The following is a 15,037-nucleotide window of genomic DNA, read 5'->3' on the forward strand; positions in this document are numbered from 1 at the left end:
AAGCGCAAAAGATCGTCCGATCGCGGTCCGAGCCTTCGGCAGCTCCTGGAGATGAACGCATTCCACATGTAGGAGCTGCCGAAGGCTGCGATCTTTTGATCTTTTATCTTGCAGGCACCAGAGCAGGCACCGATGAGGTCAGCCAGATCAACACCTTGCTCACCCGGTTCTCCTCGGTCTCGAGAATTTCCAGTCGATAACGCCCGAGCTTCAGACAGACAGCACTTTCAGGAATCGTCTCCAAAGCTTCAGTCACCAGCCCGTTCAGCGTCTTCGGCCCGTCGCTCGGCAGATGCCAGCCCAGGCACTTGTTCAGGTCGCGGATCGATGCGGCGCCATCGATCACCATACGCCCGTCGGCCTGGGGATGGATGTGCGGATTGTCGAGGCTGTGCTCGCTTTCGAATTCGCCGACGATCTCTTCGAGAATATCTTCAAGGGTGACGATGCCCAGCACTTCGCCGTACTCATCGACGACCATGCCAAGGCGCCGCTGCTGCTTGTGGAAGTTCAGCAATTGCAGCTGGAGCGGCGTGCTTTCCGGGACGAAGTAGGGCTCGTAGCTGGCGGCCAGCAGTGCCTCGCGGGTCAATCCGCCGTTGCTCAGTAAATGGCCGATCTGGCGGGTGTTAAGCACCGCTTCGACCTGATTGATGTCGCTGTGAAAAACCGGCAGACGCGTGCGCTTGTTCTCGCGCAGTTGCTCGATGATCTCTTCGATCGAATCGTCGAGGTTGATGCCATCGACGTCACTGCGCGGCACCAGGATGTCGTTGACCGTGATGTTGTCCAGCGCATGAATGCCCGACAGCGGGTGGCTGCGCACGGGATGGTCGTGATCCTCATCGTGATCGGCCGGCACCTCGTCCTCGCTCTGTTGCACCACCTGAACCTTGCGCGTAAACGGGGTCATCAGCAAGGCGCTGATTCGGCTGAACAGCCAGGCAAACGGATAGACGATTTTCATCGGCACGACCAGCAGGGCGTTGCCGAACGCCAGCACGGCATCCGGATAGCGCCGGGCGACGGTGCGCGGGAAATAATCGGCGAACACCAGCAGGATGGCGCCGGCGCCCAGGCACGCCGCCCAAGGGCCGTTTTCTTCGCAGAGAAAAATCGCCAGCAGCGTCGCGATGATCACCGCGAGAGCGCGGCACAGGGTATTGCAGAGGATCAGGCTGTCGAGCGGGAAGCTCAGCTTCGCCAGCGGTTTATCGCTGGCGCGCGAGGCGATACGTTGCGCGAGCAGGTGCTGCTGCGCGATTTCGACGGCGGTAAACAGCCCTGACCATAAAATCAGCAGGACAAATACCGCGAGCATCGGCCCTATGGGCAAACCGTCCATTTATGCCGCCCGTCAGATGTGCAGAATGTATTCACGAACCAGTTTGCTGCCGAAGTACGCCAGCATCAGCAGGCAGAAACCGGCGAGGGTCCAGCGAATCGCCTTGTGGCCGCGCCAGCCCAGGCGGTTGCGACCCCACAACAGCACGCTGAAGACGATCCATGCCAGGCAGGCCAGCAGAGTCTTGTGCACCAGGTGCTGGGCGAACAGGTTCTCGACGAACAGCCAGCCGGAAATCAGCGACAGCGACAGCAGCGTCCAGCCGGCCCAGAGAAAGCCGAACAGCAGGCTTTCCATGGTTTGCAGGGGCGGGAAGTTCTTGATCAGCCCGGACGGGTGCTTGTGCTTGAGCTGATGGTCCTGAACCAGCAGCAGCAACGCCTGGAACACCGCAATGGTGAACATGCCGTAGGCGAGGATCGACAATAGGATGTGCGCGAGGATGCCCGGCTCTTCATCGATGATCTGCACCGTGCCGGTCGGCGCGAACTGCGCCAGCAATACCGTGATCGCGCCCAGCGGGAACAACAGCACCAGCAGGTTTTCCACCGGGATCCGCGAACAGGCGAGCAGGGTCAGGGCGATTACCGCGGCGGCAATCAGGCTGGACGCACTGAAAAAGTCCAGGCCAAGGCCGATCGGGGTCAATAGATGTGTAAGCAGGCTGGCGCCATGGGCGAGCACGGCGAAGACGCCGAGGCTGACCAGCAGGCGCTTGTTCGCCTTGGCGCCGGTGGCCAGGCGGGTGCTTTGATAGACGGTCGCAGCGGCATAGAGCAGGGCGGCGGCGAGGGTGGTCAGCAAACTGGGTGACAAGGGGAGCATAAATCCTGTTAGGCGAGCCCGAAAGGCGCTGAGTTTGGCATAGAACCGCCACGGCACGAAAGACTCCGCAAGCTGACGGCGAGGTGTCCGCCGGCCGCAGTCTTCGCTATAATCCGCGACCTGCCCACGCCGCAGGCTCGCCGAGCACATGTTGATTCCGGTCTGGGCCGCCATTATCCCGGTTCGTACAGGGCCTGAAAGGATCGCGCAATGTTTGAAAACTTAACCGACCGTCTCTCGCAGACGCTGCGCCATGTCACCGGCAAGGCGAAGCTGACCGAGGACAATATCAAAGACACCCTGCGTGAAGTGCGCATGGCGTTGCTCGAAGCTGACGTCGCATTGCCGGTGGTCAAGGACTTCGTCAATTCGGTCAAGGAGCGCGCTGTCGGCACCGAGGTGTCGCGCAGCCTGACGCCGGGCCAGGCGTTCGTGAAGATCGTCCAGGCCGAGCTCGAAAGCCTGATGGGCGCGGCCAACGAAGACCTCAACCTGAGCGCCGTTCCGCCAGCCGTGATTCTGATGGCCGGTCTGCAGGGCGCGGGTAAAACCACCACCGCCGGCAAACTGGCGCGCTTTCTTAAAGAGCGCAAGAAGAAGTCGGTCATGGTTGTTTCGGCGGACATCTACCGTCCGGCGGCGATCAAGCAGCTGGAAACCCTGGCCAACGACATCGGCGTGACGTTCTTCCCGTCCGACCTGAGCCAGAAGCCGGTCGACATCGCCAACGCGGCTATTAAAGAAGCCAAACTGAAATTCATCGACGTGGTCATCGTCGACACCGCCGGTCGTCTGCACATCGACGAAGAGATGATGGGCGAGATCAAGGCGCTGCACGCGGCGATCAACCCGGTCGAAACCCTGTTCGTGGTCGACGCCATGACCGGTCAGGACGCCGCCAACACGGCCAAGGCCTTTGGCGATGCGCTGCCGCTGACCGGTGTGATCCTGACCAAGGTCGACGGCGACGCCCGTGGCGGTGCCGCGCTGTCGGTGCGCGCCATCACCGGCAAGCCGATCAAGTTCATCGGTATGGGCGAGAAGAGCGAAGCGCTCGATCCGTTCCACCCTGAGCGTATCGCCTCGCGGATCCTCGGCATGGGCGACGTGCTCAGCCTGATCGAACAAGCTGAAGCGACGCTGGACAAGGACAAGGCTGACAAACTGGCCAAGAAGCTGAAGAAGGGCAAGGGCTTCGACCTCGAAGACTTCCGCGATCAGTTGCAACAGATGAAGAACATGGGCGGCCTCGGCGGCCTCATGGACAAACTGCCGAGCATCGGCGGCGTCAACCTGTCGCAGATGGGCAATGCCCAGAACGCCGCAGAGAAGCAGTTCAAGCAGATGGAAGCCATCATCAATTCCATGACTCCGGCCGAGCGCCGCGATCCTGAGCTGATCAGCGGTTCGCGCAAGCGCCGGATCGCCATGGGTTCCGGCACGCAGGTGCAGGACATCGGCCGCTTGATCAAGCAGCACAAGCAGATGCAGAAGATGATGAAGAAATTCACCGCCAAGGGCGGTATGGCAAAAATGATGCGCGGCATGGGCGGTATGTTGCCCGGCGGCGGCATGCCGAAAATGTGAGACAGGACACCAAGACTTCGCCGGTCGTCGCACCGGCGCAGACCCTGCAAGGACGCAGGATCAACAGCAAACCCGCACTCGGCGGGAGCTGACTGGCCGTTTTTATCGACGGCTCTCTATGCAAATCTGCACGGCATGCCATGGGCGCCGGAAAAAGTCATTTGCAAAAGTCCGGATATTCCTTAGAATATGCGGCCTTTCGGGCACCCATGCCCGCTGTGCATTTAGATTTGCAGCACCGACTACAGGAACGATGTTCACATGCTAACAATCCGTCTTGCCCTTGGCGGCTCCAAAAAGCGCCCGTTTTACCACCTGACCGTAACCGACTCGCGCAACCCGCGTGACGGCTCCCACAAAGAACAGGTTGGTTTCTTCAACCCTGTTGCCCGTGGTCAGGAAATCCGTCTGTCCGTGAACCAAGAGCGCGTTGCCTACTGGCTGAGCGTTGGTGCACAACCTTCTGAGCGCGTTGCTCAGTTGTTGAAGGAATCTGCCAAGGCTGCGGCCTGAGCAATATGAACGCGACGCCAGCCCCTGCCGATGATTTGATCGTTATTGGCAAAATTTATTCTGTTCATGGCGTTCGCGGCGAAGTGAAGGTTTATTCCTTTACTGATCCGACTGAAAACCTGTTGCAGTACAAAACCTGGACGCTCAAGCGCGAAGGCAATGTCAAACAGGTCGAGCTGGTCAGTGGACGCGGGAGCGACAAGTTCCTGGTCGCCAAGCTCAAGGGTCTCGATGATCGTGAAGAAGCTCGTCTTCTGGCCGGTTATGAGATCTGCGTGCCGCGCAACCTGTTCGCTGAATTGACCGAAGGCGAGTACTACTGGTACCAGCTGGAAGGTCTGAAGGTCATCGACACCCTTGGGCAATTGCTCGGGAAAATCGATCATCTTCTGGAAACCGGCGCCAATGATGTAATGGTCGTCAAGCCTTGCGCTGGCAGCCTGGATGATCGCGAACGCCTGTTGCCCTATACGGAGCAATGCGTGTTGGCCGTCGACCTGGAAGCGGGCGAGATGAAGGTGGATTGGGACGCGGACTTCTGAACGTGGCTAACTTGCGCGTAGAAGTGATCAGTCTGTTTCCCGAGATGTTTTCCGCCATTGGCGATTACGGCATCACCAGTCGTGCGGTCAAACAGGGGCTCTTGCAGCTGACCTGTTGGAATCCGCGAGACTACACGACGGATCGGCATCACACTGTGGACGATCGCCCGTTTGGCGGTGGTCCGGGCATGGTGATGAAGATCAAGCCCCTGGAAGATGCGCTGGCTCAGGCCAAGGCAGCAGCCGGGGAGGCGGCGAAGGTGATTTACCTGTCCCCCCAAGGCCGTCAACTGACTCAGTCGGCGGTACGCGAGCTGGCACAATCGGATGCATTGATCCTGATTGCCGGCCGCTACGAAGGCATTGACGAGCGCTTTATTGAGGCTCATGTCGATGAAGAGTGGTCGATTGGCGACTATGTACTGTCTGGCGGCGAGCTGCCGGCCATGGTCCTGATCGATGCGGTTACACGACTGCTGCCTGGAGCTTTAGGGCATGCGGATTCCGCTGAGGAAGATTCCTTTACGGATGGTCTGCTGGATTGCCCGCACTACACCCGACCGGAGGTGTATGCGGATCAGCGTGTTCCCGACGTGTTGCTGAGTGGCAATCACGCGCATATCCGGCGTTGGCGTTTACAGCAGTCCCTTGGTCGGACCTATGAACGACGCGCCGATCTTCTGGAAAGCCGCTCGCTTTCTGGAGAAGAGAAGAAGCTGCTCGAGGAATACATCCGCGAGCGGGACGATAGTTAACAACGTATCGATGGTAGATCGAACGATTTACCTTAGGAGCACAGCATGACCAACAAAATCATCCTTGCACTCGAAGCAGAGCAGATGACCAAAGAAATCCCTACCTTCGCCCCAGGCGACACTATTGTCGTTCAGGTGAAAGTGAAGGAAGGCGATCGTTCCCGTCTGCAAGCGTTCGAAGGCGTTGTAATCGCCAAGCGTAACCGCGGCGTGAACAGTGCGTTCACCGTTCGTAAAATCTCCAACGGTGTTGGCGTAGAACGTACTTTCCAGACCTACTCCCCGCAGATCGACAGCATGGCTGTTAAACGTCGCGGTGACGTACGTAAAGCCAAGCTGTACTACCTGCGCGACCTGTCGGGTAAAGCAGCACGCATCAAGGAAAAACTGGCTTAAGCCCAGCTTCCGATGCAGAAAAAAGCAGCCTACGGGCTGCTTTTTTGTTGCCCGGGATTTGTGCTGCAAGGATCTTCAGTCTATCCGTGACCGAGTCGCGGCCTTCGCGAGCAGGCTCACTCCCACAGGAGTCCAAATGTGGGAGCGAGCCTGCTCGCGAATCGATCCGTCAGGCGCCGGAACCTTGCGGTTGAATCAACGCCAGCAACGTCCACCCAGCCCCCGGCTTCAACGCCGTTTCCGGTGTCACCACATGCACCCAGCCGCTGTCATCACGCATGAACAGCAGCGTTGCACGATTGCCGTGCAGCGCTTGGTAATCCTCCCAGCCGAAGCCGTCCGTCAATGTCGTGCTGTAAAGCTCCGCTCCCTGGCCCATCTGGCCGGCCAGTTTCGAATAGGTCAGTGCCTCACTGCCCAATTGATTGCCCCGGTGTTCCAGGCTCGCGCGGTGCTTGTCGCTGCGGCGGCTTTCATGGCCGCTGGCCAGGCCGAACAGGCGCTGATGACCGAAGTCATGACGAAAGCGCATCGCCGCCAATGTGTTCAGCTCGCCCGACGGTGACAGTGCCAGCAAATGCCCCAACCCCACCAGATCCAGATGCGCGTCGGCATGCTGCGACGCCGGGTTGCCGAAGTAGGTCGGCAAGCCTTCCATGCGTGCCGCGCGGATATTCTCCCAGCTCGAATCGGTCAGCAGCACGCGGCTGCCCAGTTGCTGCAGCGACTTGCCCAATTCACGAGCCGGGCCATTGGCTCCAACGATCAGAAAACCGCTCGGCGCCGGTTCGGCGACCTTTAACAGCCGTGCCAGCGGTCGCGCCGTCGCGCTTTGCAAAACCACGGTGCCGATGATCACCGCAAAGGTCAGCGGCACCAGGAGCAGGGCGCCTTCATGCCCGGATTCATCCAGGCGAATCGCGAAAATCGCCGAGACAGCCGCAGCGACGATTCCGCGCGGCGCGATCCAGCACAGCAACGCTCGTTCGCGCCAGCTCAGACTGGAACCGGCGGTGCTGAGCAAAACATTCAACGGACGGGCGATCAGCTGGATTACCAGCAGCAGAATCAACACCAGCGGCCCCAGGCCAAGCAAAGCGTTCAGATCCAGACGCGCCGCGAGCAGGATGAACAGCCCGGAAATCAGCAACACGCTGAGGTTTTCCTTGAAGTGCAGAATGTGCCGCACGTCCACGCCTTTCATGTTGGCCAGCCACATGCCCATCAGCGTCACCGCCAGGAGGCCGGACTCATGCATCACTTGGTTGGCACCGATGAAAATCGCCAGCACCGCCGCCAGCGAGGCCAGGTTGTGCAGGTAGTCCGGCAGCCACTGACGCCGGATCACCGTCCCCAGCAGCCAGCCACCGACGACACCAAACACCGCGCCGCAGAGAATCACCCCGCCAAAGGTGAAGAGGCTTTGCTTGAGGCCATGACCGTCAGCGCTGGCGATGATGAAGCTATACACCACTACCGCGAGCAGAGCGCCGATCGGATCGATGACGATGCCTTCCCAGCGCAGGATGTTGGCGATTGAAGCTTTTGGCCGCACCACCCGCAGCATCGGTACGATCACGGTCGGACCGGTGACCAGCGTCAGGCTGCCAAACAGAATCGCCAGCATCCAGTCGAAGCCCAGCAGAAAATGCGTAGCCACCGCGATGACGATCCAGGTCGAAATCGCACCGAGGGTCACCAGTCGATGAACGACGCTGCCGATCTCTTTCCATTCCGACAGGTGCAGGGTCAGGCTGCCTTCGAACAGGATCAGCGCCACTGCCAGCGACACCAGTGGCATCAGCAGCGGGCCGAACATTTCCTGCGGGTCGAGCCAACCCAGCAGCGGGCCGGCCAGAATGCCGGTCAGCAGCAAAAACAGAATGGCCGGCAGCTTCAGGCGCCATGCCAGCCACTGACAACCCAGCGCCGCCGCGCCGATCCCGCCAAATGCCAAGAGAATTTGCTGCTCGTTCATTGATGCTCCCTGTTCCTTGATCTGGCTGGCTATGAAAGACTAGCGGCCATTCCCGTCGTTCACTGTCTATTTGCGCGCAGTGTGAAAAACTGCCTGCCCCGAGCACCCATGCCTGCCATCGACCATCCGCTGATTGATCAATTCCTCGACGCTTTATGGCTGGAGAAAGGCCTGTCCGACAACACCCGCGACGCCTATCGCAGCGACCTCGCGCTGTTCAACGGCTGGTTGCAGGAAAAAAATCTCGAGCTGATCAATGCCGGCCGCGAATTGATCCTCGATCACCTGGCGTGGCGGCTGGAGCAAAACTACAAGCCGCGCTCGACGGCGAGATTTCTCTCCGGGGTGCGTGGCTTTTATCGCTATCTGCTGCGGGAAAAACTGATCAGCGTCGACCCGACGTTGCGCGTCGACATGCCGCAACTGGGTCGGCCGTTGCCCAAGTCGCTGTCGGAAGCCGATGTCGAGGCGCTGCTCAAGGCGCCGGACCTGAGTGACGCCATCGGCCAGCGCGACCGCGCGATGCTGGAAGTGCTGTATGCCTGTGGCCTGCGCGTGACCGAACTGATCAGCCTGACGCTGGAGCAGGTCAACCTGCGCCAAGGCGTATTGCGGGTGATGGGCAAGGGCAGCAAGGAGCGTCTGGTGCCGATGGGCGAGGAGGCGATTGTCTGGGTCGAGCGCTATATGCGCCACGGCCGTAGCGAACTGCTCGGTGGCCGCCCCAGCGATGTACTGTTCCCCAGCCAGCGCGGCGAGCAGATGACCCGGCAGACGTTCTGGCATCGCATCAAGCATCAGGCCAAGGTCGCCGGGATCAGCAAGTCGCTGTCGCCGCACACCTTGCGTCACGCGTTCGCCACGCACCTGCTCAACCATGGCGCCGACTTGCGCGTGGTGCAGATGCTGCTCGGGCACAGCGACCTCTCTACGACGCAGATCTATACCCATGTCGCCCGCGCCCGATTGCAGGATCTGCACGCCAAGCACCACCCACGCGGCTAAGGCAGGCTTCTATGTTGAGAGAATTACCTGTGGCGAGGGGATTTATCCCCGTTCGGCTGCGCAGCATTCGCACGCCCGGCTGGCTCGATTTTGACTGAAAGATCGCGGTGGATGGTTCAGGGCTGCTTCGCAACCCAACGGGGATAAATCCCCTCGCCACAATAATGTATGTCAGTTGCACATGAGTGTGTGGCGACAGGCGCATTCGGCCCTCGTGACCTTATGTGTTAGGCTTTGCCGGTTTGCACGATGGACGGTTATGACCCGGTGTTTCGCACGGGCGTTCTGATCGTTCCATCCGCCCGCCCTCAGGAGTACTCATGCGTCTGACCCAGATTTTCGCTGCCGCCGCCATTGCGTTGGTGAGCACCTTTGCCGTCGCCGACGACGCGGCCGACAAAGCCATTCGTCAAAGCCTGGAAAAACTCGAACTCGAGGTTCCGGTCGAGAGCATCAGTGCCAGCCCGTTGCCTGGCATGTACGAAGTCAAACTCAAAGGCAGCCGCGTGCTGTACGCCAGCGCCGATGGCCAGTACATCGTGCAGGGCAACCTGTATCAGCTGGCGAATGGCAAACCGGTCAACCTGACCGAGAAGACCGAACGCCTGGGCATTTCCAAACTGATCAATGCCATCCCGGTGGCCGAAACCGTGGTCTACCCGGCCGTGGGCGAGACCAAGTCGCACATCACCGTGTTCACCGACACCACCTGTCCGTACTGCCACAAACTGCATGCGGAAGTGCCCGAGCTGAACAAGCGCGGCATTGAAGTGCGCTACGTGGCTTTTCCGCGCCAGGGCCTGAATTCGCCGGGTGACGAGCAGCTGCAAGCAGTGTGGTGCTCGAAAGACAAGAAAGCCGCGATGGACAAAATGGTCGATGGCAAGGAAATCAAGGCCGCCAAGTGCGATAACCCGGTTTCCAAGCAATTCGCCCTCGGTCAGTCGATCGGCGTGAACGGTACACCGGCCATCGTTTTGGCCGACGGCCAGGTCATTCCGGGCTACCAGCCGGCGCCACAAGTCGCCAAACTGGCGCTGGGCGCGAAGTAATTCGCATCGTCACGGGCAACCGTTGACGATCGTGGTCCGGCGGCAACAGCGCCGGGCCATCAACAGAGAGCCGCGAGCATGCGGTTGTTTTCCGGCCGACCCTGTGTCGGCCGTTTCATGGGGAGTTCACAGTGAATCCGGTCAAAGTAGGCATCTGTGGGTTAGGGACCGTCGGTGGCGGTACCTTCAACGTACTTCAGCGCAACGCCGAGGAAATTGCTCGTCGTGCCGGGCGTGGAATCGAAGTGGCACAAATTGCCACCCGCACGCCAAAGCCTCAGTTCCAGACGACCGGTATTGCGATTACCAACGATGTCTTCGAAGTGGCCACGAACCCTGAGATCGACATCGTCATAGAGCTGATGGGCGGCTACACCGTTGCCCGCGAGCTGGTACTCAAGGCCATCGAGAATGGCAAGCATGTGGTCACCGCGAACAAGGCGCTGATAGCCGTTCACGGTAATGAGATTTTTGCCAAGGCACGCGAGAAAGGCGTGATCGTGGCGTTCGAAGCAGCGGTGGCCGGTGGCATTCCGGTGATCAAGGCGATCCGCGAAGGCCTGTCCGCCAACCGCATCAACTGGGTTGCCGGGATCATCAACGGCACCGGCAACTTCATCCTCACCGAAATGCGCGAGAAGGGCCGTACGTTCGAAGACGTGCTCGCCGAAGCGCAGGCGCTGGGTTACGCCGAAGCCGACCCGACCTTCGACGTCGAAGGCATCGATGCCGCGCACAAGCTGACCATTCTGGCGTCGATTGCCTTCGGCATTCCGCTGCAATTCGACAAGGCGTACACCGAAGGCATCACCAAGCTGACCACCGCCGACGTCAACTACGCCGAAGCGCTGGGCTATCGCATCAAGCACCTCGGTGTGGCGCGCAGCACTGACGCCGGCATCGAGTTGCGCGTGCACCCGACGCTGATTCCGGCCGATCGCCTGATCGCCAATGTCAACGGCGTGATGAACGCAGTGATGGTCAACGGCGACGCCGCCGGTTCGACGCTGTTCTACGGTGCCGGCGCTGGCATGGAGCCGACCGCTTCCTCGGTGATCGCCGACCTGGTCGACGTAGTTCGCGCGATGACTTCCGACCCGGAAAACCGTGTGCCGCACCTCGCCTTCCAGCCGGACTCGCTGTCGGCGCATCCGATCCTGCCGATCGAAGCCTGCGAAAGCGCTTATTACCTGCGCATTCACGCCAAGGATCATCCGGGCGTACTGGCCCAGGTGGCGAGCATCCTGTCGGAGCGCGGCATCAATATCGAATCGATCATGCAGAAGGAAGTCGAAGAGCATGACGGTCTGGTGCCGATGATCCTGCTGACCCACCGCGTGGTCGAGCAGCGCATCAACGATGCGATCACCGCGCTGGAAGCACTGGCTGGCGTCGACGGCCCGGTTGTACGGATCCGTGTCGAACATTTGAACTAAAAGCAGCGGCAAGCTTCGAGCTGCAAGCGGCAAGAGAGAAGCAGTCTGGCTTTTACTTGCGACTTGCAGCTTGCAGCTTGCAGCTCAAACCGAAGGTTTGAAAAAAATGCGATATATCAGTACTCGCGGCCAGGCCCCGGCCCTGAATTTCGAAGAGGTCCTGCTGGCCGGTCTGGCGACCGATGGCGGTCTGTACGTCCCGGAAAACCTGCCCCGTTTCACTCAGGAAGAAATCGCTTCCTGGGCCGGCCTGCCGTATCACGAGCTGGCCTTCCGGGTGATGCGTCCGTTCGTCACCGGCAGCATTCCCGACGCCGACTTCAAGAAGATTCTCGAAGAAACCTACGGTGTGTTCGCCCACAGCGCCGTGGCGCCACTGCGTCAGTTGAACGGTAATGAATGGGTGCTCGAGCTGTTCCACGGCCCGACCCTGGCGTTCAAGGACTTCGCCCTGCAACTGCTCGGTCGTCTGCTCGATTACGTGCTGGAAAAGCGCGGCGAGCGCGTGGTGATCGTCGGCGCCACCTCCGGCGATACCGGTTCGGCGGCCATCGAAGGATGCAAGCACTGCGAAAACGTCGACATCTTCATCCTGCACCCGCACCAGCGTGTATCCGAAGTGCAGCGTCGGCAGATGACGACGATCTTCGGCGAGAACATCCACAACATCGCCATCGAAGGCAACTTCGATGACTGCCAGGAAATGGTCAAGAACAGCTTCGCCGACCAGAGCTTCCTCAAAGGCACGCGTCTGGTGGCGGTGAACTCGATCAACTGGGCGCGGATCATGGCCCAGATCGTCTACTACTTCCACGCGGCCCTGCAGTTGGGCGGCCCGGCGCGTTCGGTGTCGTTCTCGGTACCGACCGGCAACTTCGGCGACATCTTCGCCGGCTACCTGGCGCGCAACATGGGCCTGCCGATCAACCAGTTGATCGTAGCGACCAACCGCAACGACATCCTGCACCGCTTCATGAGCGGCAACCAGTACGTCAAGGAAACCCTGCACGCAACGCTGTCGCCGTCGATGGACATCATGGTGTCGTCGAACTTCGAGCGTCTGCTGTTCGACCTGCACGGGCGTAACGGTGCGGCGATCGCCGGCCTGATGGACTCGTTCAAAAAGGACGGCAGCTTCAGCGTTGAACAAGAGCGCTGGACCGAAGCGCGCAAACTGTTCGACTCGCTGGCCGTGGATGACGCACAAACCTGCGAAACCATCGCTGAAGTCTACGAGCAGACCGGCGAAGTGCTGGATCCGCACACCGCCATTGGCGTCAAGGCCGCGCGCGAATGCCGTCGCAGTCTGGACATTCCAATGGTGATTCTCGGCACTGCCCATCCGGTCAAGTTTCCTGAGGCAGTGGAGAAAGCGGGTGTAGGAAAAGCGCTCGAGCTACCTGCACATCTTTCTGATTTGTTTGAGCGAAACGAGCGCTGCACTGTTCTGCCAAACGATCTCAAAGCCGTGCAAGCCTTTGTCAGCCAGCATGGCAACCGCGGCAAGCCCCTTTAAGCGCGCAAAAGCTGTCACATTTTGAAGCCCGTCTCCTGACGGGCTTTTTTGTTTCTGCTGCCACACTGCTCGGGTTTTCACCCATGAAGGACGGGTGAGTCGATCACGAAGGAAATGGCAATGCTGTTTTACAGAGGTTTGAAACCGGCACTGGGCTGGTTGGTTTTGTGGGCGATGCTGGGATGCAACAGTGCCTTGGCAGCGCAAATGGCACTCGATCAGGCGCATGCGTCAGTCAATGTGCCACCTGTCGAACTGGATGCGCACGAGCGACAATGGATCCGTGACAATCCCAAGGTCACAGTCGCCTCGGTTCAGTATCCGCTGTACCTGTTTCAGGACGAACACGGGCAGTGGAGCGGTCTGAACAACGATGTGCTCAAACGCGTCAGTGCAATGACGGGCCTGCAATTCGAGCATCAGGAATCGTTTTCTACCGATCATATGCTCGAACGTCTGCAAACCGGGGTCGCGGACATCAGTACGACCCTGGCCGTGAGCGACGAGCGCAAGATGTTCCTGGATTTCAGCCACGCCTTCGGGGGAGCGGGGTGGGTCTTCGTCGGGCATGCCAACGCGCCGATCGTGGAATCCTTTGAACAACTGGCGAATCGCGTGGTGGTACTGCCGGCCCGGCATGCGCTGGAGGATCTGATCCGGCGTGACTACCCCGCGATTGAAATACGCTCGGTGAAGACCTATGCCGAAGCGCGAGCACTGGTCGAGAGCGGTGAGGCCTACGCCACGATCGAAAACGAAATCGGCGCGCAGCTTTACCCGTTGGGGATGCTCAAGGTTGGAGGCCTGGTGGAGGGCAAGTGGGAAGCCGATCATCTGGCTGTACGAAAAGGCATGCCGCAGCTGCTGAGTATTCTCAACAAGGCGCTGGAAGCTTTCCCTGCGGCGGAGTTGCGGGCGATCCGTCTCAAATGGCTCGAAGGCATTTCGCCGACGCCGGTGCCGTCGATCTGGCAGCAGTTGGTCGAGTGGGGATGCTGGGCGATGGGCGTGATCGGTGTTTTCGGAATATTGTCATTGGTCTGGAACAGGCGGCTGGCGGCCGTGATCAAGTTGCGCTGCGCAGCGGAAAAGGAACTGGGGGACCAACTGGCCTTTCAGCACGCCCTGATTGATTCCATGCCCGATCCGGTATTTGTTCGTGATCTGCAGGGGCGCCTGATCATCTGCAACCGCAGTTACGAAGAGGCGCTGTCGGTGCGCCTGGACCAGATGCACGGACGCTTGCTGATCGAGGTCGATGCGTTTCCCGAAGCCACCGCGCGCATGCTGCACGAGGAGTTCATCGCGCAGTTGCAGACCCGCAAATCGCGCTTCAGCAAGCGGCAGTTGCTGTTCAATGGCGGGCCGCGTGAGGTCTATCAGTGGACGGTGCCGTTTTACAGCGGCGACGGCAAATTGCGCGGCTTGTTGGGCGGCTGGACCGACATCACCCAGCGCCGGACCGAGAGCGGTTGCCGATGTCTGCAATAAAGTAAGGAAATGTCCTGCAAGACGCGGCTCCTTTTCTGATGGGAGGCTTAAGACGCCTGCCCTAGAGTGAACGACAACTGCGGTGAGAGTCCGCGATGATCGCTTCAGAGGTCGCCCATGCGCTCGCTTAAAGTCCTGATTCTTGAACCCAACCCGTTCCAGCTGATGGCATTGCATCAAATGCTCAATGCCATCGGCATCTACGATGTATTGACCGCGCCTTCGCTTGCGTCGGCCCTGAGTTCACTGGGGCATCGCGGCGCAGTCGATATCGCCATCTGCGATCCGCAACTCAAGGGCGGTGATGGCCTCGCTCTGATTCATCACCTGGCGGCGCACCATGAGGCGCGTGCACTGATTCTGCTGGGCGCGGTCGCACAGAGCCTGTTGAGTGACCTCGAACCAGTGCTTCGCCAACAGCGCCTGCGCCTGCTGGGGCGGCTGCAAACGCCGGTCTCGGCGGTGTTGATGAGAGGTCTGCTGGACAGTTATCTGCTGACTGCACAGGAACTCATCGAGGCCTGAAACTCGCGGTTATCTTTCTGTCATCTTCGCCGTGCATGCTCTGTCAGACGCGGTCCCGCGAGATCAGGACG

Annotated in this window: 14 protein-coding genes; 11 read left to right on the top strand and 3 right to left on the bottom strand. The window is 59.9% G+C overall.

The annotated features are described in order from the left end of the window. Positions 1 to 103: 103 nt before the first annotated feature. Positions 104 to 1,345, bottom strand: a complete 1,242-nt coding sequence (locus PS14A_RS04325; protein ID WP_212615388.1) for a transporter associated domain-containing protein — start codon at positions 1,343 to 1,345, stop codon at positions 104 to 106. A 12-nt stretch (positions 1,346 to 1,357) separates the two neighbouring features. After that, entirely contained in the window at positions 1,358 to 2,170 is an 813-nt protein-coding gene (ccsA, locus tag PS14A_RS04330) for a cytochrome c biogenesis protein CcsA (RefSeq protein ID WP_016771539.1), read from the bottom strand. A gap of 210 nt (positions 2,171 to 2,380) precedes the next feature. Between ccsA and ffh the strand changes: the two genes are divergently transcribed. From ffh to rplS, 5 genes are all read left to right on the top strand, one after another. After that, positions 2,381 to 3,757 carry a signal recognition particle protein gene (ffh, locus tag PS14A_RS04335; protein ID WP_007967791.1) on the top strand — a complete coding sequence of 459 codons (1,377 nt, stop codon included), beginning with the start codon at positions 2,381 to 2,383 and terminating at the stop codon, positions 3,755 to 3,757. Between the two features lie 261 nt (positions 3,758 to 4,018). Continuing rightward, on the top strand, positions 4,019 to 4,270 hold the full coding sequence (rpsP, locus tag PS14A_RS04340; RefSeq protein ID WP_003185073.1) for a 30S ribosomal protein S16: 252 nt from the start codon (positions 4,019 to 4,021) through the stop codon (positions 4,268 to 4,270). A gap of 5 nt (positions 4,271 to 4,275) precedes the next feature. Beyond that, a complete protein-coding gene (gene rimM / locus PS14A_RS04345) occupies positions 4,276 to 4,812 on the top strand; it encodes a ribosome maturation factor RimM (protein ID WP_016771538.1) in 537 nt (178 codons plus the stop codon). A 2-nt stretch (positions 4,813 to 4,814) separates the two neighbouring features. Then, a complete protein-coding gene (gene trmD / locus PS14A_RS04350) occupies positions 4,815 to 5,567 on the top strand; it encodes a tRNA (guanosine(37)-N1)-methyltransferase TrmD (RefSeq protein ID WP_038860625.1) in 753 nt (250 codons plus the stop codon). Between the two features lie 45 nt (positions 5,568 to 5,612). Continuing rightward, the gene (gene rplS / locus PS14A_RS04355) at positions 5,613 to 5,963 is read left to right on the top strand and encodes a 50S ribosomal protein L19 (protein ID WP_003175895.1); all 351 of its coding nucleotides are present in this window, start codon (positions 5,613 to 5,615) and stop codon (positions 5,961 to 5,963) included. Positions 5,964 to 6,132: 169 nt separating this feature from the next. On the opposite strand, the gene PS14A_RS04360 is transcribed toward rplS, so the two are convergent. Continuing rightward, complete coding sequence (locus PS14A_RS04360; RefSeq protein ID WP_212615389.1) at positions 6,133 to 7,941, bottom strand: sodium:proton antiporter; 1,809 nt, start codon at positions 7,939 to 7,941, stop codon at positions 6,133 to 6,135. Between the two features lie 108 nt (positions 7,942 to 8,049). Here PS14A_RS04360 and xerD point away from each other — a divergent pair, with 108 nt between their 5' ends. From xerD to PS14A_RS04390, 6 genes are all read left to right on the top strand, one after another. Beyond that, positions 8,050 to 8,946 (top strand): site-specific tyrosine recombinase XerD, encoded by an 897-nt coding sequence (gene xerD / locus PS14A_RS04365; RefSeq protein WP_137215221.1) that lies wholly within the window; start codon positions 8,050 to 8,052, stop codon positions 8,944 to 8,946. Positions 8,947 to 9,266: 320 nt separating this feature from the next. Further along, positions 9,267 to 9,998 (top strand): bifunctional protein-disulfide isomerase/oxidoreductase DsbC, encoded by a 732-nt coding sequence (gene dsbC / locus PS14A_RS04370; protein ID WP_016771534.1) that lies wholly within the window; start codon positions 9,267 to 9,269, stop codon positions 9,996 to 9,998. Between the two features lie 131 nt (positions 9,999 to 10,129). Continuing rightward, positions 10,130 to 11,434 carry a homoserine dehydrogenase gene (locus PS14A_RS04375; protein WP_024011722.1) on the top strand — a complete coding sequence of 435 codons (1,305 nt, stop codon included), beginning with the start codon at positions 10,130 to 10,132 and terminating at the stop codon, positions 11,432 to 11,434. A gap of 106 nt (positions 11,435 to 11,540) precedes the next feature. Beyond that, the gene (thrC, locus tag PS14A_RS04380; RefSeq protein ID WP_130912389.1) at positions 11,541 to 12,950 is read left to right on the top strand and encodes a threonine synthase; all 1,410 of its coding nucleotides are present in this window, start codon (positions 11,541 to 11,543) and stop codon (positions 12,948 to 12,950) included. A 120-nt stretch (positions 12,951 to 13,070) separates the two neighbouring features. Beyond that, positions 13,071 to 14,441, top strand: coding sequence for a transporter substrate-binding domain-containing protein (locus PS14A_RS04385; protein WP_137215222.1), 1,371 nt, complete (start codon positions 13,071 to 13,073; stop codon positions 14,439 to 14,441). Positions 14,442 to 14,558: 117 nt separating this feature from the next. Beyond that, the gene (locus PS14A_RS04390; protein WP_130912391.1) at positions 14,559 to 14,966 is read left to right on the top strand and encodes a response regulator; all 408 of its coding nucleotides are present in this window, start codon (positions 14,559 to 14,561) and stop codon (positions 14,964 to 14,966) included. Positions 14,967 to 15,037: the final 71 nt, after the last annotated feature.

Origin of the sequence: Pseudomonas sp. 14A (assembly GCF_018132745.1) — a bacterium.
Classification (GTDB): Bacteria; Pseudomonadota; Gammaproteobacteria; order Pseudomonadales; family Pseudomonadaceae; genus Aquipseudomonas; species Aquipseudomonas mercuritolerans.

Bases quoted from the DNA above. Each gene is read 5' to 3' on its own strand.
- rpsP (WP_003185073.1), top strand. From the start codon at position 4,019: ATGCTAACAATCCGTCTTGCCCTTGGCGGCTCCAAAAAGCGCCCGTTT.
- ccsA (WP_016771539.1), bottom strand. From the start codon at position 2,170: ATGCTCCCCTTGTCACCCAGTTTGCTGACCACCCTCGCCGCCGCCCTG.
- PS14A_RS04385 (WP_137215222.1), top strand. From the start codon at position 13,071: ATGCTGTTTTACAGAGGTTTGAAACCGGCACTGGGCTGGTTGGTTTTG.
- dsbC (WP_016771534.1), top strand. From the start codon at position 9,267: ATGCGTCTGACCCAGATTTTCGCTGCCGCCGCCATTGCGTTGGTGAGC.
- PS14A_RS04360 (WP_212615389.1), bottom strand. From the start codon at position 7,941: ATGAACGAGCAGCAAATTCTCTTGGCATTTGGCGGGATCGGCGCGGCG.
- PS14A_RS04390 (WP_130912391.1), top strand. From the start codon at position 14,559: ATGCGCTCGCTTAAAGTCCTGATTCTTGAACCCAACCCGTTCCAGCTG.
- ffh (WP_007967791.1), top strand. From the start codon at position 2,381: ATGTTTGAAAACTTAACCGACCGTCTCTCGCAGACGCTGCGCCATGTC.
- thrC (WP_130912389.1), top strand. From the start codon at position 11,541: ATGCGATATATCAGTACTCGCGGCCAGGCCCCGGCCCTGAATTTCGAA.
- xerD (WP_137215221.1), top strand. From the start codon at position 8,050: ATGCCTGCCATCGACCATCCGCTGATTGATCAATTCCTCGACGCTTTA.
- rplS (WP_003175895.1), top strand. From the start codon at position 5,613: ATGACCAACAAAATCATCCTTGCACTCGAAGCAGAGCAGATGACCAAA.
- rimM (WP_016771538.1), top strand. From the start codon at position 4,276: ATGAACGCGACGCCAGCCCCTGCCGATGATTTGATCGTTATTGGCAAA.
- PS14A_RS04325 (WP_212615388.1), bottom strand. From the start codon at position 1,345: ATGGACGGTTTGCCCATAGGGCCGATGCTCGCGGTATTTGTCCTGCTG.